Origin of the sequence: Flavobacterium branchiophilum FL-15, assembly GCF_000253275.1 — a bacterium.
In the GTDB taxonomy this organism is placed as follows: domain Bacteria; phylum Bacteroidota; class Bacteroidia; order Flavobacteriales; family Flavobacteriaceae; genus Flavobacterium; species Flavobacterium branchiophilum.
Genome location: NC_016001.1, coordinates 611,144 through 630,696 on the forward strand (window position 1 = coordinate 611,144; position 19,553 = coordinate 630,696).

Annotated in this window: 18 protein-coding genes and 1 tRNA gene; 7 read left to right on the plus strand and 12 right to left on the minus strand. The window is 32.3% G+C overall.

Translation table 11 applies throughout. From position 1 onward, the window contains the following. Window positions 1-54: 54 nt before the first annotated feature. Together FBFL15_RS02620 and FBFL15_RS02625 are read left to right on the plus strand one after the other, a co-directional pair. Window positions 55-1,200, plus strand: a complete 1,146-nt coding sequence (locus tag FBFL15_RS02620; RefSeq protein ID WP_014083115.1) for a C10 family peptidase — start codon at window positions 55-57, stop codon at window positions 1,198-1,200. 214 nt (window positions 1,201-1,414) lie between these two features. Continuing rightward, entirely contained in the window at window positions 1,415-3,367 is a 1,953-nt protein-coding gene (locus FBFL15_RS02625; protein ID WP_014083116.1) for a hypothetical protein, read from the plus strand. A 149-nt stretch (window positions 3,368-3,516) separates the two neighbouring features. On the opposite strand, the gene FBFL15_RS02630 is transcribed toward FBFL15_RS02625, so the two are convergent. Next, window positions 3,517-4,512, minus strand: a complete 996-nt coding sequence (locus FBFL15_RS02630) for a hypothetical protein (protein WP_014083117.1) — start codon at window positions 4,510-4,512, stop codon at window positions 3,517-3,519. A 122-nt stretch (window positions 4,513-4,634) separates the two neighbouring features. After that, window positions 4,635-4,714 (minus strand) — tRNA-Leu (locus FBFL15_RS02635). Window positions 4,715-4,928: 214 nt separating this feature from the next. Here FBFL15_RS02635 and FBFL15_RS02640 point away from each other — a divergent pair. Beyond that, on the plus strand, window positions 4,929-5,870 hold the full coding sequence (locus FBFL15_RS02640; protein WP_014083118.1) for a ribose-phosphate pyrophosphokinase: 942 nt from the start codon (window positions 4,929-4,931) through the stop codon (window positions 5,868-5,870). Window positions 5,871-5,939: 69 nt separating this feature from the next. Beyond that, a complete protein-coding gene (locus FBFL15_RS02645) occupies window positions 5,940-6,548 on the plus strand; it encodes a 50S ribosomal protein L25/general stress protein Ctc (protein WP_014083119.1) in 609 nt (202 codons plus the stop codon). Between the two features lie 66 nt (window positions 6,549-6,614). On the opposite strand, the gene FBFL15_RS02650 is transcribed toward FBFL15_RS02645, so the two are convergent. The 10 genes from FBFL15_RS02650 to FBFL15_RS02695 form a co-directional block, all read right to left on the minus strand. Further along, complete coding sequence (locus FBFL15_RS02650) at window positions 6,615-7,166, minus strand: sugar O-acetyltransferase (RefSeq protein ID WP_014083120.1); 552 nt, start codon at window positions 7,164-7,166, stop codon at window positions 6,615-6,617. Between the two features lie 406 nt (window positions 7,167-7,572). Further along, window positions 7,573-7,815 carry a hypothetical protein gene (locus FBFL15_RS16580; protein ID WP_044032097.1) on the minus strand — a complete coding sequence of 81 codons (243 nt, stop codon included), beginning with the start codon at window positions 7,813-7,815 and terminating at the stop codon, window positions 7,573-7,575. Continuing rightward, window positions 7,760-8,911 (minus strand): IS110 family RNA-guided transposase, encoded by a 1,152-nt coding sequence (locus FBFL15_RS02660; protein WP_014083121.1) that lies wholly within the window; start codon window positions 8,909-8,911, stop codon window positions 7,760-7,762. Before FBFL15_RS02660 ends, FBFL15_RS16580 begins: the two co-directional genes overlap by 56 nt. 401 nt (window positions 8,912-9,312) lie before the next feature. Further along, a complete protein-coding gene (locus FBFL15_RS02670) occupies window positions 9,313-10,329 on the minus strand; it encodes a hypothetical protein (RefSeq protein WP_014083122.1) in 1,017 nt (338 codons plus the stop codon). Then, window positions 10,301-11,935, minus strand: a complete 1,635-nt coding sequence (locus FBFL15_RS02675; RefSeq protein ID WP_014083123.1) for a flavin monoamine oxidase family protein — start codon at window positions 11,933-11,935, stop codon at window positions 10,301-10,303. The genes FBFL15_RS02670 and FBFL15_RS02675 overlap by 29 nt, the downstream gene beginning before the upstream one ends. After that, window positions 11,910-13,430, minus strand: coding sequence for a polyamine aminopropyltransferase (locus FBFL15_RS02680; RefSeq protein ID WP_014083124.1), 1,521 nt, complete (start codon window positions 13,428-13,430; stop codon window positions 11,910-11,912). The genes FBFL15_RS02675 and FBFL15_RS02680 overlap by 26 nt, the downstream gene beginning before the upstream one ends. Next, entirely contained in the window at window positions 13,423-13,638 is a 216-nt protein-coding gene (locus FBFL15_RS02685) for a DUF350 domain-containing protein (RefSeq protein WP_014083125.1), read from the minus strand. Before FBFL15_RS02685 ends, FBFL15_RS02680 begins: the two co-directional genes overlap by 8 nt. Before the next feature lie 17 nt (window positions 13,639-13,655). Then, entirely contained in the window at window positions 13,656-13,832 is a 177-nt protein-coding gene (locus FBFL15_RS16605) for a hypothetical protein (protein ID WP_014083126.1), read from the minus strand. A gap of 11 nt (window positions 13,833-13,843) precedes the next feature. Next, entirely contained in the window at window positions 13,844-15,076 is a 1,233-nt protein-coding gene (locus tag FBFL15_RS02690) for a DUF4178 domain-containing protein (RefSeq protein ID WP_014083127.1), read from the minus strand. Between the two features lie 2 nt (window positions 15,077-15,078). Further along, a complete protein-coding gene (locus FBFL15_RS02695) occupies window positions 15,079-15,441 on the minus strand; it encodes an S-adenosylmethionine decarboxylase family protein (protein ID WP_014083128.1) in 363 nt (120 codons plus the stop codon). 547 nt (window positions 15,442-15,988) lie between these two features. Here FBFL15_RS02695 and FBFL15_RS02700 point away from each other — a divergent pair. From FBFL15_RS02700 to FBFL15_RS02710, 3 genes are all read left to right on the plus strand, one after another. Then, window positions 15,989-16,594, plus strand: coding sequence for a hypothetical protein (locus tag FBFL15_RS02700; protein ID WP_014083129.1), 606 nt, complete (start codon window positions 15,989-15,991; stop codon window positions 16,592-16,594). Between the two features lie 213 nt (window positions 16,595-16,807). Continuing rightward, window positions 16,808-17,686, plus strand: coding sequence for a glycine-rich protein (locus FBFL15_RS02705; protein ID WP_014083130.1), 879 nt, complete (start codon window positions 16,808-16,810; stop codon window positions 17,684-17,686). Between the two features lie 742 nt (window positions 17,687-18,428). Beyond that, window positions 18,429-19,460, plus strand: coding sequence for a LacI family DNA-binding transcriptional regulator (locus FBFL15_RS02710; protein WP_014083131.1), 1,032 nt, complete (start codon window positions 18,429-18,431; stop codon window positions 19,458-19,460). Window positions 19,461-19,553: the final 93 nt, after the last annotated feature.

The following is a 19,553-nucleotide window of genomic DNA, read 5'->3' on the forward strand; positions in this document are numbered from 1 at the left end:
TATAATAACAATTAGTTAAAACATATAAAATAACATTAAAAAATATAATTTATTATGAAAATAATTAAAATAAAACAAATTTTACTAGGCTTGTTCATGTTATTGAGTCTTGGGATGTGGGGGCAAAATGTTTCGGTTAATGAAGCAGAAAAAGTAGCTTCCAATTTTTTAAAATTAATAAATCCAAAATCAACATTTGTAATTTCAAACGCCGAGGAAATTAAAGATGATGAAGGTAGTTTGATGTACTTTTTTAAGGTTAATGATGGATTTGTTATTGTTGCAAATGATAAAAAAGCATTTCCAATTTTGGCATATAATGATAATAAAAATTTTGCAACACTTGCAAGTACAAACAATGAATTTCAATTTTGGCTATCTGAATTAAAAAAACAGATTAGAGTTTTAAAACAAGGCATTTCTGCACCAACATTAAACAAGCCAGCTGAAATATGGAATGATTTATTATTAAATTCAACTAAAATCAAGTTGATTTCAAACATAAAAGGCTGTCCTTTATCTTTAAATACAGAAACATATAATCAAAAGCAACCTTACAATTCGTTATGTCCACAAAGCGCTCAAGGGGTAAGGGCTGTAACAGGTTGTGTTGCTACAGCAATGTCTGAAATTATGGATTATTATAATTATCCAGCAAAAGGCAATGGACAAGTTACTTGGAATGATACTTCAACAGATGTTGTGGGTAATTTAACATTTAATTTATCTGATCAAAATTATAATTGGAATAATATGTCAGATATGGATAAAGCAAAGATAAGTTATCATGCTGGCTTGGCAGTCAATATGAATTATGGGACAATCTCCTCGGGTGCTACTCTTGGGAATTTAAGAAATGCTTTAGTTAATAATTTTAGATTTAGCAGCGCAACTATAGTTCCTCGTAGTACAAATGGGATTTCAAATTGGTATAGTATTTTAAAAGCTGAAATATGTAACAATAGACCTGTAATATATACGGGTGTAGGCAATGTTGGTGGACATGCTTGGGTTGCTGATGGTGTAGTTAGTTTTACAATTAGATTTTGGACTTTTAATACTACAATAGACACGCCTTTTGCGTATATGAATTGGGGATGGGGAGGCGCTTTTAATGGTTATTATTATTTAGACAATATTGTAGCTAATAATGTGTATAACTTCAATACAAATCAATCTATTGTAAAAATAGTAAAGTAATTTTAAAAATCACTAATTTTAATAGTTGCTTATTATTAAATATATATAATAATATTTTTATTAATATTTGTTTATTAATATAAATTTTATTCAACAAGTGTGTAGATTTTGTAATTTTTTATCACAATTCAATCATTATTTAAAAATTTTAAGAAAAAAAGAATATCGGGAAGCCGAAAACGAACAGAGTAGGCAACATTAAAAAAATTTTATTATGAAAACAATTAAAATAAAACAAATTTTCCTGAGCATGTTCATGTTATTGAGCCTTGGGACGTGGGGGCAGAATCAATGGTTTTTTGGAAGTGGCGCAGGTTTAGATTTTACAAACGCAAGTTCTTCAAATCCACCTGTATTTTTAAGTGGTAATTTGATGCAAGCTATGGAAGGTTGTGCAATGGGTTTTGATATAAACAAAAAAATTGTGATATACACAGACGGTAGAGATGTTTGGTGGATTAATAATGGAGTACATACTTTGATAACAAATTCTACTAATCAATTGAAAAGCTCAACTTCATCAACAAATGCGGCTACGATTGTTCCTATTAATTGTAATACGTATGTTATTTTTACAGTCAATATGAGGGATCAAAACGACACATTAATTGCAAAAAACAGTTTGTATTATAGCATCGTTACTTTAAATGGGAATTTGATGCCTACAATTTCAAATCCACAATATTTATATGGTGATGCTAGTACTAATATCATATTTTCAGAGAAATTAGCTGTTTATAAAATGTCAAATAAAAATGAATATTGGATCGTTGTGCATAACTTTTCGGATAAATCTAACGTAGATGCAAAAACTTTTATTTCATTTAAAGTAGATTCAAATATTATAAATACTAGACCTACTGCTATTTTGAGTAATGTCGGACAACATCATCGAACTGATTTTTTTGATGGAGTCGGTCAAATGAAAATCTCTCAAAAAGGAAATTTTATTGCTTATGCAAATAAGAATTATGTAGAAATTTTCAAATTTAATGTACAAAATGGAAAAGTTGAGGCACGAAGTGAACCTAGTATGGTGTTTAGAGCTGGTAATAATTATGGAGTTGAATTTTCAAAGGATGAAAGTTTACTCTACTATTCCAATTTAGATTCTCAAGCTAATGGAGGTATTTATAAAGTCCCATTAAACAATGTCTCAGGACAAACAAGGCTCAATGTAAATTCAACAGGTTCAGTATATAATTATGGTGCCCTTCAATTTGGACCTGACGATGCTTTATATTGTGGGAAAGGTGCAGCAGGTAATGAAAAAAACGAATATATTTTACGAATTGTTAATCCGGCCGATGCAAATCCTTCATACAATCTTATTAAAGTGATTAATGGAACACCTTCTTCAACCAACAGGGTATTGATTGGTCTGCCAACAATAATTGTCAATCAAGACGTTTGTAATGGTTCAGACACGACTACTCCAGTTGGTGCAGACTGTAACTGTTGGAAGCCTATTGGAACAAAATACAATGGTTTGGATTTAGATAAACTAGGTGTGATCACCCCTTTCTTAATAGATAAAAACAATTCTGTGTCGATAGCAGACAAGCAAGTTTTAGATGTCGCTTTAAATCATGTATATCCAGAATATGTTAGAGATAGCAATAATAACCTAAATATCAGATTTGTTTTTGCCATGAGACCTGATTTAAAATCTTATTTAGAAAGTTATCTACGTTATTTAAATGGTACTTTTAAATGTGTCAATATGATAAGGGTGCCTTATTCTATTAACGATGTTACAGGGGTTACAGGATTGCCGAACGGAACAGAAATTACACCACCTTATAATTTGGAAATGTATATCGATAATAATGGAATTATATCTTACAACAATGTTGCTGCCTGGAATTCATATACCTTTACGTCTTACAAACTTAACAATGTTACCGTAAGTTCGCTGCCTCAAATTGGCAAGGAATACAAAACAGGCATTACTATTGTTGCTCTATCTAGAGGAGGTACAAACGATTTTGAAGATACCAAAAAATGTGGATTCAACTGGGAGTGTTCAACTGTTCAGGCCTTTTATTCTTGGGTGCCAAGCTCCAAAAAAATGAGTATCAGTACAATAGAAAATTCTAATTCGTCTTTTTATGAAGTTTTAGATAAAAACAATAAAGTACTAAAAACTTTTGCTCCAAAAAAATAAATTTGATTTGTTAAATAACTAGTTCACTGTATATTAAACGAAAAAGCGGCCCTATTTTGGAGCCGCTTTTTATATTTACACATCATATTTTTTTAAATTCATTTTAATAAGGAATTATAAAATATTTAAAAAAGTTGGAATAGGTTAGTTTATTGTTTTTTTTTATTTATTTGACTCAATAGTTTATTAATTAATTTATCTTTTTCTTCTAAAACTTTATCTTTTTCTTCTAAAACTTTATCTTTTTCTTCTAAAACTTTATCTTTTTCTTCTAAAACTTTATCTTTTTCTTCTAAAATTTTATCTTTTTCTTCTAAAATTTTTTCTTTGTCTTTTATTCTTTGAAGCAACTCTCTTTCTTTATCTTCAAACATTGCATTGACAGTTCGCCAAGCTTCTTGTTCTATTTCAATTCTTTTTCGATCTTCAGGATTTATGCCTGTATAATGTAAAATATCGGTCATTATTTTCACGTCTTCCGAGACTGTTGGGTGTTGAAATTGCTTGGTTATTTTATTATCATCCAAAAAATTGTTTTGTTCAAAAACACTTAGCAATTGATCTAATTTGGTTTGATAGCGGTTTGTAATTCGATTTACTTGGACTATAAAACTATCGTGAGTTAATTTTTCTACAAAATCTGATTTTTTATCAATAATTTTACTATTAACTAAATCTTTGTAATTTCGTTCTACTTTGATACAAGCAGTTTGTATTTCAGGCAAATTAAAGCCCAATATATAAATAGTAGTTATAGGTAAAGCATTGTTTTCGTGATTAACTTTATCTTCTTTTTTATATTGTTCGCCTAAATATCGTCTAAATCGCATCAAATCAATTTGGTTTTTTGCCTTTTGAATTTCAATCAACACTTTTTTATATTCGCCAGTTGCTGTTTTTATAGTGGCAATAAAATCCAACCGATACACCCATATATTGTATCTTTTTTGAATCCGCTCTGCTATTATTTCGTTTGCTTTGGGGTCGTTTTCTTCAAATTCTCCCTTATAGGTGTATTCTTGTGGTTTAACTTCTACTTTTGTTATCTGTTCATCAAGTAAAGTTCCAATGAAAAACTTTGCTACTCGCTCATTTTCCATCATTCGTTTAAAAACGGTGTCGTAAATTGGATTGGCAATTATCATATTTTATCATTTGAGTAGCAAAAATAATAAAATTATTATCAAAAAATGCTCTAAAATTAGAATTTTAAAAAAATGAAATAAAAAAAAGCTTCTAAATCAACAGAAATAGAAGCTTTTTAAAGTACCCGGAGCCGGAGTCGAACCGGCACGGTTTCCCACAGGTGTTTGAGACCAGCGCGTCTACCAATTCCGCCATCCGGGCTTAGCAGACAAACATAACAAAAGTTATGCTAAACGCAATAAAAGAAATATTTAAAATAAAATATTTTTTCCTTTAACACGGTGCAAATGTATAAAATAAAATATATAAAACAAGAAAAAAAATGAATTTTTTTTAGTCTGTACTCAAAATTTATTGCTAAATTTGCACCGCATTAAAACACATCAACACTAACTCACTACAAAACAACACATTAATGTTACATCAAGAACCAGAAGCAAAAATATTTGCTTGCTCGCAAAGTGTACATCTAGCCGAACAAATTGCCCAACATTATGGAGCAACATTGGGCAAAGTTACATTTTCGGTTTATAGCGATGGCGAATTTCAGCCATCTTACGAAGAATCCATAAGAGGTTTGAGGGTTTTTATCGTATGTTCAACTTTTCCAAATGCCGATAATTTGATGGAATTGTTATTGATGATAGATGCCGCAAAAAGAGCCTCAGCCCGACATATAACTGCGGTTATTCCTTATTTTGGTTGGGCCAGACAAGACCGTAAAGACAAACCTCGGGTACCCATTGGTGCAAAACTAACAGCTAAATTGTTAGAAGCAGCAGGAGCAACTAGAATCATGACCATGGATTTACATGCCGATCAGATTCAAGGTTTTTTTGAAAAACCTGTGGATCATTTGTATGCTTCAACTATCTTTTTGCCTTATGTAGAAAGTTTAAATTTGAGCGATCTTACTATTGCTTCGCCAGATATGGGAGGTTCTAAAAGAGCTTACGCTTATTCTAAATTTTTGAAATCAGATGTGGTGATTTGTTACAAACAACGTAAAATTGCCAATGTAATTGACTCGATGGAATTGATAGGAGAGGTAAAGGGCAAAAATGTAATTTTGGTGGACGACATGATTGATACAGGTGGCACACTAGCAAAGGCAGCCGACCTGATGATTGCAAAAGGGGCATTGAGCGTTAGGGCTATATGTACACATGCTATCTTATCGGGTGATGCTTATGAAAAAATAGAAAACTCGCAATTGAGTGAATTGATTGTTACAGATTCTATTCCGCTAAAAAAAGCGTCAAATAAAATTAAAGTGGTGAGTTGTGCACCATTATTTGCAGAGGTTATGCAAATGGTTCAAAACAACAACTCAATTAGCAACAAATTTTTGATGTAAAATCAAGAATATTATTTCGAGATATTGAAATAAAAAACAAGTAATTATTAACTATTTATATATTTTACAATGAAATCGATTACAATTAAAGGATCAGAAAGAGAAAGCGTGGGCAAAGTTGCTACAAAAGCCTTACGTAATGCTGGAGCGGTTCCTTGCGTGTTATACGGAGGAAATCAAGCAGTTCATTTCTCGGCAGAAGAAAAAGCTTTTAAAAACTTGGTTTATACTCCAAACGCACACACTGTTGTGATTGAATTGGAAGGTAAATCGTACAATGCTATTCTTCAAGATATTCAAGTGCATCCTGTATCAGACAAAATTTTACACATTGACTTTTTTCAATTGTTTGACGACAAAGAAATTACAATGGAAGTACCAGTAAAAATTGTAGGTACATCAAAAGGTGTTTTGGCTGGAGGTGTTTTGCGTTTAAACACTCGTAAACTGAAAGTGAAGGCATTGCCAGCACATCTTCCTGATTTTGTTGAAGCAGATATTACGCCACTTGAAATGGGTAATAAATTGTATGTTACAAAATTGGCAACAAACAATTATAAATTGATGCACCCAGATAATACGGTTGTATGTCAGGTAAGAATTTCTCGTGCGGCAATGAAAGCAGCTCAAGAAGCAGCAAAAGCAGCAAAAGCTCCTGCAAAAGGAAAGAAAAAATAATAGCAATATCCCATTTTTTCAAAAGTCAAAGGGCAACAAATTTTTTGTTGCCCTTTTGTTTTGGTATTATAATTTTCGAATGATTTGGGCAGGATTTCCTGCTGCTAAAACTCCGTCGGGAATATTTTTTGTAACGACGCTTCCAGCTCCAATGGTGCAACCGTTGCCAATGGTAACTCCTGGTACTATGGTGGTGTTGCCTCCAATCCAGCAATCGTTGCCAATGGTTACAGGCTTTGAAAATTCTACTGTAAGTCTTTCTATGGGGTCGAGTGGGTGTGTGGCGGTATAGATTTGCACATTGGGTCCAAAGAAAACATTGTGGCCAATGGTAACTTTCATGGTGTCTAGCACAACACAATTGACGTTGAAATATACGTTTTCGCCCGTGTGGATGTTGTAGCCATAATCGCAATGAAAGGGTGGTTCTATATACAGTTTTTTGTGTGCGTTGGGCAATAAGCTGTTTAGGATGTTTCGGGCACTGCCGTTCATGATGTATTCGGTTACGTTTAGGCGGTGTAGGAGTTTTTTTGCTCGTAATCTTTCGTTTACGAGTGTGGTATCATTGGCTAAATAGTTTTCGCCATCTAGCATTTTTTGTTTTTCGGTTTTCATTTTTTGGTTTTTTTATTGTTGTTCAAAAATAGTTGTTTTTTTGAATTGTTTTGGTTTTTTAGAAAAAAGTTGCTTTTGAAAACGGGATTGCGTTAGGGATTGTAGTGGAAATCCTTTTTTGTTTTTTCTTTAAAAACAAAAAAGATTGTAACGAAAAGGTACTATCTTAAAATCCAAATTTTTTTTCCATAATTTTCATAAAAAATTGACTTTTTTTTATTTTCATTTAATTCGTTTTTAATATTGTTTTTTTGATGGATGGTGCAAAAATGAATGTCATTAATTGAATCATTTCAGGTCATACTTTCTATTTTTTTGTACTTTTGCCATGCAAAAATGAAATTCATTTTACTGCTCCTTTAATTTATTAATTGGGCAGTTTTTTTTATAAGAGTTTAAAAAAGAATTAGACATTTCTTGTTGTTGGTTTGTTATTTTTTGTATAATTGCCAATCTGCATTCCTTTGTTTTCTTCTTTATTTGAATATAAATTAAACCACTTCCACTCTGACCAATTTGTGTCTAAAAATAGTGTGAATTTTATTAAATCTTCGAACCTGTATTTTAGACATTTTGCTGTTCCATCAGCGTTGTTACGCAACTTCACAATGGCTATGTATTTTTTCTTTTTTTTTATCTTTTGTTTCATTATCTTCTTTTTTTTCATAATTTTGCACCTCTGAGAAACCGCTTTTTAAGCTGTTATCTTGTATAGCCTCGGAATTCATTTCGGGGCTATCTTTTTTATAATCAGGATTATAGGGTTCATTTTTCTTCCAAATATGATATATTAAAACCAATAGTTTTTTTTGAACTGCTACATAGCTTTTCATCTTTATGCCATGTTTTGCAAATGTCCTTTCATATAAACTCACCAATGGTTTTTCTTTATATTTTATAGCTACAAATGCTGGCATAAACAAAGCCCTACGAATACGACTATTTCCTTTTTTAGAAATTTTTGTCTTTCCAACACTCATCCCAGATTCTCTTTCAACAACATCAAATCCAGCATACGACACTAATTGCTTGTAATTTTTGAACAATTCAAAGCCATTTGTCTCAGCTATAATGGTTGATACACTAAGCAATGCAATCCCTTTTATTTTGCAAATGTTGTCCACTTTTTGTTTTAGAACCTGGTCTGAATTAATCAAATTTTTCATTAATTTTTCAAGCTCTTTAAGCTGTTCGTTGAACAATTCAATGATTGCCTTTTGTTGGTTTATCATCATTTCACTCATATACATGCTGTTTTCTAAAGCATGGAGTTGATTGTTAATGACTGTTTTTTGATCTTGTAAATTTTGATACTGTCTTGTGTATTGTCGCAATTCATAATACAACTTACCCATGGGTTGCCAAAGTTCCAAACATTGTTCTGCTCCCATTTTTGACAATCCTTTGGCATCAATGCTGTCGTTTTTTGATTTTAATCCTAAAGAAATTAAATAATGCTTTGCCTTATTTGGCAAAATAATGGAAACGGCATACTTTTTTTCTGAAAAATAAAGGGCACAATTTTCGTGATAAACACCTGTAGCCTCCATGCACATAACCAAGGGAACTTCTTGCAACTTTTTCTTTTTGACAATCCATTCGTCCATGCTCTGAAATCCTTTCAAAGTATTTGGAAATGAAGTACTTGCTACTACAGTTACCTTTTGATTACAATCAATTACAGACATGCAAATATCAATTTTTTTACTTGCAACATCCAATCCTACTGAATACTTAATGCTCATAATTATTTCTTTTTAGGATAACAAAATATTACATTTACCTTTGCTCATTTTTTATACAACATCTAAACTAAATAGTATAGTGCTTAAGTACTAATTGTGGTTATTTTGTAATAAAAACAAAGTTGATTTTCCTTTTACGTCAATATCATTAAAATGTATCTAGCCGGACCACAATTATGCAACTTTGTTTTGTTATCTATTATCAATTTTTAATTTTCAAAAATACATTTTTTTCGTAAATTATTATCGGATGCAAAGATATGAGCCCGACCCCTTGTGGGTAACGCCCTTATGTTTTTTATTTTATTACTTTATATTAATAGAATTGAGAATAGTATTATATTTTGTTGTAAAAAAAATCGACTTTGGTATTAAGTGGTTTTTGAAATGGTTCCAAATACTTATGTGGCATAATTTTTTTTCCAAATAAATCCGTCTAAAATGTAATGAGTAAGTTGAGGTACTGTAAGCAAAGGCACTGTTATGAAGTGTAAGGCATTGGCGTTGAATGAGATGGAAAGGTGTTCTTGCCAAACGAGTATGTCCCACAAAAACTCTTCGGAAAAGGCTAAAAAGAGTAGGAAGGTGATGAACCAAATGAATTTGCTTTGCAAAAGGGCAGGATTGTTTTTTGGGGACAAGGTTTTTGAAGCGATTTCGTTGATGTAAATTAAGGATATATAGGGTATTCCGTGGGATATGACGTTTAGAACGGTAAAAATAAAGTCGTTGTTGAAATGTACAATGGCCAAATACCACGAAAGAATGGTGCTATAAATAAGGATATTTTTTGGGAGATTGAAATGGTTTTTTGTGATATAATTGTAAATAATATACAAGGTATAGTAAGTAATAATGATGTAATAACTTATTTTTAATATTTGAGCAAGTACTGGGTTTTGGTAATGAATAAATTCGTTTGCAACAAACCAGTTGAAATTTCGGTTGTTGGACATCATCCAAAAAGACATTGGGTATAGTGTTGCGACATAGATTATTATTTTGTCTGATACAACAGCCAATGGGGTTTTGATTTCGTGTCGAGCATAGAGTCTCATAAAACCATATTGTTGTTTAACAAAGTGAAAAACAGCAATATAAGCCATTATAGACCAAAAATATCGACTTGCAAAAACAAATAAAAGGACACTAATTAATAGACTAAACAAGGGTGTTAGGGTAAGTAATTTTTTGTTTTTTTTGAAATTATTTGAATGACAATAGGTTTTGAAAAGGGTGGCATACACGTGGGCAACATCTATACCGATGATGATAACAATCCAGGTTAGCATATTGTAATGATTGCCCCATTTGATACATTGATTTTGAAATAACAGTGTTAAGATACTGACAACTATTGGTGGCAATAATATAAAGAGGCTGTCTGTTTTAGGGTTTTTTATCCAATGCTGTGTCATGAATGATGCGGTTTACGATATTGATGCCTTGATGAAAAGCTTCTTCGAATATAGAAATACCCGAAAGGTCTGAATGTGCAAAATAGATGGTTTTTTGAATAGGTTGAGCTGCTTTTTGAATGTTTTTTCCTAAAATAAACCCAGGAATGGGACTTATCATTCCGTGGCCAATGAGGTGTATGTCAATACTTTTGGTAATGGCTTCGATGTGTGTGTGGGCAATTTTAAGATCGTCAAAAACCATTTGAGTCCAATATTCTTTGCTGTTTTGGTATAATTTTTTACGTGAATTTTTGGTATTTGAGTCGGAAAAACTGTAATAGTATGTAATTACTTTATATTTTTCGGTTTGATTGAGGTTTTGGTGTTGGTCGTACACATAACCTAACCCATTTGCACCATGAATGACGTTGTCCCAAGCGAGTGGAAAACCCGTTGTGTCTAAATCGTTGTCTATTACCAATGTGGCTAGGAGCCATGGGGCATAAACAAAATTTTGTGCTAAGCTTTTTCTGTCGTCTATAAGGTATTGGTTTACAAACTGTGGTGTAGCCATAATAATTTTGTCGGCTATGATGGTTTTTGAAATGTTTTTTGCATCATCATACACTTTTGCAATACCTTGTCCGTTTTGGATGCTAACGTGGTACACTACATGTTGTTTTAGGCTTTTTTGAGTGGTATATTTTTGTAATAATTGGGCGAGTTTGGCATTGCCCTCTGGCCATGTTAATACAGCATCGTATTTTTGATTGTATTGGTCTGTTTTTCGTGCTGCAAAATAATGAATACCAGCCCATGCAGACACAGACTCGATGCCTAATCCAAAATCGTCTCTACAACAATAATCTATGTAAACTAATAATGTATTGGCATTTAAATTTTGACTGAGTAGCCAATTTTTCATTGTTAAACGATCCAAATAATCATATTTTGTATCGCTACTTTTATCGGATATCGGAATGTAAAAATGGTATTTTTGATCATGCCCTTTTGCGTCACGAAAGGTTTTCATTAGATCAAAAAATCGATCAAATGCTGCTTTTTCATAAACTGTTAAACCAAATTTTGGTATCAAATCTTCTTGCCACTCATTTTTAAAAAACAATCGTTCTTGTGGTGCTAAACAAAGTTGTGTTTCGTCAAAAATGGGTATATTTTCTGCATCAAAACCTGTAATAATTTGTTCTTCATGAAGAAAATCAATAAGTTTTTTGTCGTCTAAATTGGGCAATGGCAAATAATGTGCCCCAAGCGGATATTTGGAATAGTCATTTTGTCCAGAGGCAGCGTTGCCTCCTAAATGTTTTTCTAGTTCAATAATCAAAAAATCATTTTCGCCTTTTTGAGTTAAATGTCTAGCGGCACTTAGCCCCGTGATGCCACCACCCACTATGAGGTATTTTGTTTTGATTGTAGCTGTTGGATTTGGAAAATTTTGTGTCCACAATCGATGCCCCAATAGGTGATTGGTTTTTGTTAAGTTTAGCAAAAGTTGTACAACCTTGTTTTTGCAAGCGTTCCAAAAAGGAACTAGCAATAATGTGGTACCGATGCTTTTTATAAAATGTCTTCTCGAATTATTGTATTTTTCCCCACTCTTCATCAAAATACCGTACTAAAATTTGATTGTCTAACTTGTTGATCATAATGTCTTTTGCCAGCATATCGTTTGTAAATGTATTCCATTTTTCAAACTCAAAGTCATAAAACCGAAGACCATTGAGGCGTCTTTTTGGAAAGTAAAAATTACTTTTAAATCCATGAATGCCAATGCTATAACCCCATTCGCCAAACGATGGCACATACGCATGGTAAGCCTCTATTTGATGAAATATTTTTGACATAGTTTTGTTGATACACCAAAATGATTTTGGTGCAAAATAGGGCGAAGTGGTTTGTACTACAATGACAGCTTCTTTTTGTAATATTTTTTCTAGCGATTGATAAAAATTCAATGTATATAATTTGCCTAAACTATAATTTGATGGATCGGGAAAATCGATGATGACAACATCAAATGTTTGCTTGCAATTTTTAATAAACAAAAAGGCATCTTGGTTGCGTACCGTAATTTTGTTGTTGTTTAACGAATTATGATTGAATTGGGTTAATATACTATTGGTTTTAAACATATTAGTCATACCTTGATCCAAATCGACTAAAGTAATTTTTTGTACTTCTTTGTATTTCAAAACTTCTCTTGCAGCTAGCCCGTCGCCACCGCCTAAAATTAACACATTATGAACAGATTGTGCTATCGACATTGCAGGATGCACTAAGGCTTCGTGGTAACGGTATTCGTCTAAGGAACTAAATTGCAGGTTGTTGTTCAAATACAACCTATAATCGTTTTTATCATGTGTCAATACAATTCTTTGATAAGATGTTGTGTGGCTATAAATGATGTTTTCGCCATACAATTTGCTTTCTGAAAATGATAAAATATAATCCGAAAAAATGAAAACGAAAAGCAAAATGGCAAATGTTGTAAGGGCTTTAAATTTTAATAGCACACTTTTTTGAAGCTCTTTTGTTAAAACAAAACACAATACAATGGCTATGCTTACATTTACCATACCAAAAAACAAAGAGGTACCCACAATGCCCAACTTGGGCACAAGCCATATTGGGAATAATATAGATGCTAATAATGCTCCAATGTAATCAAACGTAAAAACATTGGAAACCAAGTCTTTAAAAGCCACTTTGTTTTGTAAAATATTCATCAACAATGGTATTTCTAGTCCAACTAAAATACCTGTAATGGTAATTAATACATATAAAATAAGTTGAAATGACAGTACACTCTCAAAAAATAAAAATAATATAACGGAACTTAAACCACCAATAAAGCCCAGCAAAATTTCTATTTCTATAAAAGTTTGCAATAAATTATTTTTGAAAAATTTAGCAAAATAAGAACCCAATCCCATAGAAAACAAATAAACGCCAATGATAAACGAAAATTGTTTTACAGAATCGCCCAGCAGGTAACTGGCCAAAGCACCAGCAACCAATTCGTATATTAAGCCGCAAGTAGCAATTGTAAATACCGCAAAAAGCAGTAAATATTCAAATACTTTGGGTTTTTTATCCATGTATTGCCGCACTAATGATCATCGAAATTCCTATTATAAATGCTCCAACAATGATGGCTAATGCCGTGTTTTTATTTTGTGAAATTTCTTTCCAAGTGTTTTCGGGTGTTATTTTTTCTATAATAAAATAGGTGCATAATAAGATGAGTATCCCAACTATCGAAAAGACAATGGAATTCAAAACGAGTTTAATGGTAATAGTGTCCATATTGATTTATATTTATATTATTTATGATAAAAATGATTTCTAGCTCCATGGCTTCTATTGGTAGCATCATTGTATTTTTCGGTTTTTTCACAATCGCATATTCGCTTTCCTGTAATGGTATTATATAGATAAAAACCATATACAAGAAGTCCTAATGCAATTGGTATTTTGTTTTTTTTTATAAACTGTATCATTTTTTATACCTTTATTCGTTGTCATTATAGGGTGAATAATCGCTGTTGCTCCATCTATTTATTTCGTAAAAACTTGAAAATAAAAAGAGTATTAACAGTAAAATCAACATCACAATAACGGTTATTTTTATATTATAATACGAATGTTTGTTCAAAATGGTTTGAACCATTATTTGCTCTGTTTTTATATCGGCACTGTCTTTTAAAGGTGTCATTACTAAATGGTATTTTCCTTTTGGTATTGCACAAAGCGTAAATTTTTCTGTTTGACTACCTTCACTCCAACTTTCGCCATCTGTATAACCACTATAATATTCCATATCTTTATTAGCATATACCTCTTCGTTTGTAAGCTCATTAATCAATCCCACCGAAATATTGGCCCAGTTATTATCAATGTCGCTACTTACTTCAAAAGTCAATTCAGATCCGTTTTCTTTGATCTCAAATGACTGACTTGAAACAGCATTGTCTTTTGTTTTTGTAAAATTCAAAACCGTATTTGTAATAGGTACCTCATTTTTAGATTGGTTCCAATACAAGTGCGTTAATAGCATCATGATGGTTATAAAACAAAAAACCAATACCGTTGATTTGAAATGAATCAAAAAGGGTTGTACCATGCCAATCCCACTTTTACTTGGCAGTTCCATTGTTCCAAATGCTTTTTTGATAGCCGATTGGCTAATGTGTTTACCAAAATAAACGGTTTGTTCATTAGGTAATTTTTCGACAGACAACATGAAAGGCGGATTTATATATTCTATCAATTGAAATTCTTTTGAAATGTCAAAGTCAAATATCCCTTGTGCTGCTACTACATTTGGTCGTGATTTTTCAAATATTTGGTATTTACTATTTTGATATGTTATATGTACAGGATTTCGAACTACTTTTATAGGATAGTCTATTTCTTCCAACAATATCCAATGTCCATCACATTCGGATAAATAAATAATACTTCCGTCCACGCTTCGCAACACATATTCTGTCCAATAAAAGTTGCCAGCTGTTTTTTTAACAATTGAACCATTTACATAAAATTTTTTATCAAAAAAATTACCTTCCTGAGCTAATTTCAATGTCAAACGATCTTTCAAATTTTGATATTGAATTGTTGTCTCCCAATTGCCATTTCTATTTTTGTATCCCATTTGACAATTTGGACAAACAAACGAAACAGCCTCATAAATTTGGTATTGAGGGGTAGATGTTTGGCACGATTTACAATGTATTGGTATCATAGCTATCGGTTTATTTCAATATCTTTTATAATGGTTGCTTCAAAATATTCGGTATATTTTTGAGCTATCGATTGTACTAAATGGCTGTTGTCCTTTTGATAATTGCACAGATAAATATCCAATGTAAGTTGGTTAAATTCTGGCCATGTGTGCATACAAATATGCGATTCTTTCAAACAAACAGCAATTGTAAAACTCTCATTTTCAAAATGATGCAATACTATTCCCACTTGATGCAAATTGTTTTCTAACAAAATGGCATCTGTAAATAATTGAAATGCCGCACTATTGATAAGCTTTTCAGTATTTTTTACATGTAACGTGAGCAATTTGTGCAATCCTGGCGAATAGTCTATGGTGTTCATTCAAAAATAAATAAATTTCTTTTTTTGTACGTCATTTAATAAAATTTTGTTACAAAAATATATTTTATTTTTTAAAAATGTATATTTATTAAAAAAAAATTCGATTATTATTATTTATGAAATACTATTTGACTATCAAATTTTGATTTACTTTTTCAACCTTCTAATATTCACATACTGTTAACATAAGTTTATTAAAAAATATTTGGGATAGCATCTACTAAACTACAAAAAAATAGTATAATAATCAAACGGTGTTTTTTATTAATTGTTTCAATAGTATTTTATTTAAATTAAATAATTTTAATTAAGTTAAGTTGTGTAATATTTATAATTTTATATGTTAAAGTTATGTTTAAAATAATGAATAATTGGTACAGATTAAATGTTGTTTTTTATATAATAATAGCGGCAAGTGGTTTTAATTGTACGTTTAATAACAATGAATATATTATATATCGATAGGGACTCTTTTTGCGTTGAAATGTTTTTTTAAACTTTATTATTTTTTAAATTTGTGCAATTAAGTTTTAAAAAATCACGTCAAATGAAGCTAAGAAATAAAGCATTTTATTCGGTTGTTTTTACTATTTTTGGAATATTTATCTTATATGCTCAAGTAGGAATTGGAACAACAAGCATAGACAGTTCAGCAATTCTTGAGGTAAAATCTTCAAGTAAAGGTATTTTAATACCCAAAGTTGCTTTAGCTGGACTCTTGGATTCAACTACAATTGCATCGCCAGCAACGGGATTATTGGTTTACAATACCAATACATCTGGAACGGCACCCAACAACGTTTTTCCGGGTTATTATTATTATGATGGAGCCAAGTGGGTCGCTATATCACTTGGTGCAGGTACCAAAGTTAATATTCAAACAGCCGCCTATACTTTATCAATAAACGATACCAAAGGTGTACTTATAATAAACAGTGCTACTGCGGTAAATGTTACTGTTCCAACGGGTTTGCCTTCTGGTTTTTTTTGTCAAATTATACAAAAGGGAACTGGACAGGTAACCGTTGTAGGAGCTTCGGGCCTAACGCTCAATTCAGCTAATGGTTTCAAAACTAGGGTTCAAAATAGTGCCATTGGAGTTGTTTTGGAGTCAGCATCTCTTGGTTATATTTCGGGCGATAGCACTTTTTAACTGATTACAAACACATTGTAAATTCACTTGTTTTTTTTAATTTGCTTATTTTGTTGTAATTGTTTTAAAATAATATAATTCAGTAATTTATATGGTATAAAAAAATAGACATGTAGTAGATACGAATTGAAAATAACGACATGTAAGTTAGAGTTAAGAATAAATTAAATTATAATAGCCTATTTAACTTTTTAATTAATAAATTTTACGTTTATGAAGATAAAATTTTTTAGCATTTTTGTACTGATAAGTCAGCTCTGTTTAGGACAATTAAATGCTGAATTTATTGCCATGAAACCTCTTTATGTACGTCCTGTTACGTTCAATTATACCGGAAGCATGCAAACCTGGACAGTCCCTTCAGAAGTATTTAGTATTCTGATAGAAGCCGTTGGGGCCCAAGGAGGTAATAATGGCGGTTATATTGGTGGCAAAGGAGGTAAAGTCAATGCGATACTCAAAGTAACTCCCGGAGATGTTTTGTATATTGTTGTAGGTGGGCAATCTACCACTATGAATGCCGCTTATGGTTTTGGAGGGTCGGGTGGTGCATTAGTAAATTTTGCAGCCAGATTTGGTAGAGCTGGTGGAGGTTTGACGGGCATATTTTCAAATGCAACAGTTTCACAAGCCAATGCGCTCATCGTTGCCGCTGGTGGTGGTGGAGCAACAACTTATCCTACCACAGGTGGTAGTGCAGGCCCTTCGACATATAGTGCGGGCGGTGGTTTAACTGGTTTTGATGGTTACAGTGGGCATAATTATTCTTATGGAACAACATGGGGTAGGGCCGCTACTCAAACTGCAGGGGGAGCACGTGGAATACCTTCGGATACCAATTATATATTGCCTACAGCAGGTGCAGCACTACAAGGTGGCACTGGCGGATCTAGCAATGCTGCAACAAGTTCTGGATGGACAGCTGGCGGCGGCGGCGGCGGCGGCTATTATGGCGGGGGTGGTGGCTCTGCGGGCGGAAACGCTCAAGGTAGTGGCGGCGGCGGCTCTTCGTATGCTATTACATCGGCTATTAATGTATTGCATACGGCAAATTTTAGAAGTGGCCATGGCTATTTGAAAATTAATTATTGAAGCTCCAACAAATACATTTTATACAATTTGTTGCGTTTTTTTTGTTTGATGAGACTAAAGGGTAATCCACTAACAATTAGAATAAAATCTATTTCAATACACATTTTTGGGCGTTACCCAAGGGTCGGACTATTCGTTTCAAACAACGTTCATTAAACTCCAAAAGAAATATAATACCAAATATATTTATAAAATAGTCCAAAGATGCGTAGTTATTTTTTAGAGAAAATTTTCAAAAAAAATCGTTGCATAGCTGGGCTACGGAACTTTTTTTTGGATAATTTTAACAAAAATGAGCCAATAGATTGGACTATTTTAGATGTATATTTGGTATAACACACCCCTTTTGGGAGCTGGGGGGCTTCTAAATGGAATTTAACTGCTATCCCTAACGCATCATATACTTTCTTATATGTTGTAGTGCAAAAAAGTTAAACATTTGTATCATTTGAATTTGATTTGAAAACCAAAAGTTGTAATTGCTAGTTAAATCCTGTGCTATATTTTATTAAAAAATATGATATTTGTAATAACCTGAGTAAACATACATAAAAGCACCTAGCAATAAACCACTCTTTTTATTGAATATTTTTTTTAAAAAAATATATCAAATCAATACAATTTTGTTATACATCATCTGTTTTCATAAAAAATGAAAACAATAATTTTTTTATACCAATTTTTATATCATATTTGTTGTGTGAATTTTATATCTGATTGATCACTTCAAAATACGACCTCTATGAAAGAAACGACCCTCAAAGAAATAGCCACACGTCTTGGAATTTCCATTACAACCGTTTCCAAAGCCTTAAAAAATTATACCGATGTAAGCCCAAAAACCAAAAAAGCGGTTTTGGACCTTGCAAAAGAGTTACATTATTCTCCAAATAGTTTTGCGGTAAATTTACGTACAAAAGAATCTAAAACAATAGGTTTAATTATCCCCGAAGTGGTACATCACTTTTTTTCTAATGTCATCAATGGCATCATTGGCGAGGCCGAAAAACATGGGTATTTAGTCATTATTTTACAATCCAATGAATCTTTAGAGTTAGAAAAAAAACAAGTAGCACTACTTATAAATAAAAGAGTTGATGGTATCATAATGTCGTTGTCCAACGATACCAACAACGACGAACACATCAAAGACATCCTGAACAGAAAAATCCCTTTTGTGCAATTTGACAAAATATCCAAGCTGATTCCAAGCTCCAAAGTAATTATCGACGACCAAAAGGCTGCCATGGAAGCCGTACAACATTTGATAGACAAAGGATGTAAAATAATAGCCCATATTAGAGGGCCTTTAAATCCACAAAACGCTATCGACAGATTTATTGGCTACAAAAAAGCACTCGAAAAAAATGGAATTCCTTTCGACCCTAGTTTGGTTTATACCTGTAGCGACGTGTCTTTTGAAGAAGGAGTAGCCTTTGCACAAGAAATCATCAAGCAAAAACAGCCAATCGATGGGCTTTTTGCAGTTACCGATTTGGTAGCCATTGGTGCCATATCTGTTTTTAACGAAAACAACATCAACATCCCCGACCAAATTGCCATTATAGGATTTAGCAATTGGTTCATGTCAAAAGTAATAGCTCCAAAGCTGAGCACCGTAGATCAACCCAGTTCAGAAATGGGTATTGCCAGTTTCAATATATTGCTAGAAGCCATGCAAGCCCACAAAAACGGAATAATCTATACACCCAAAACAGTAATCTTACCCACCCACATCATCGAAAGAAAATCTACTTTAAAAGAAGTTTTGTAAGTGTTAAGGTTTAAGTATGAAGTATTAAGTTAGAAATTAGAAGTTAGAAAAAAGAAGTTAGAAAAAAGAAGTTAGAGGTTAGAAAAAAGAAAT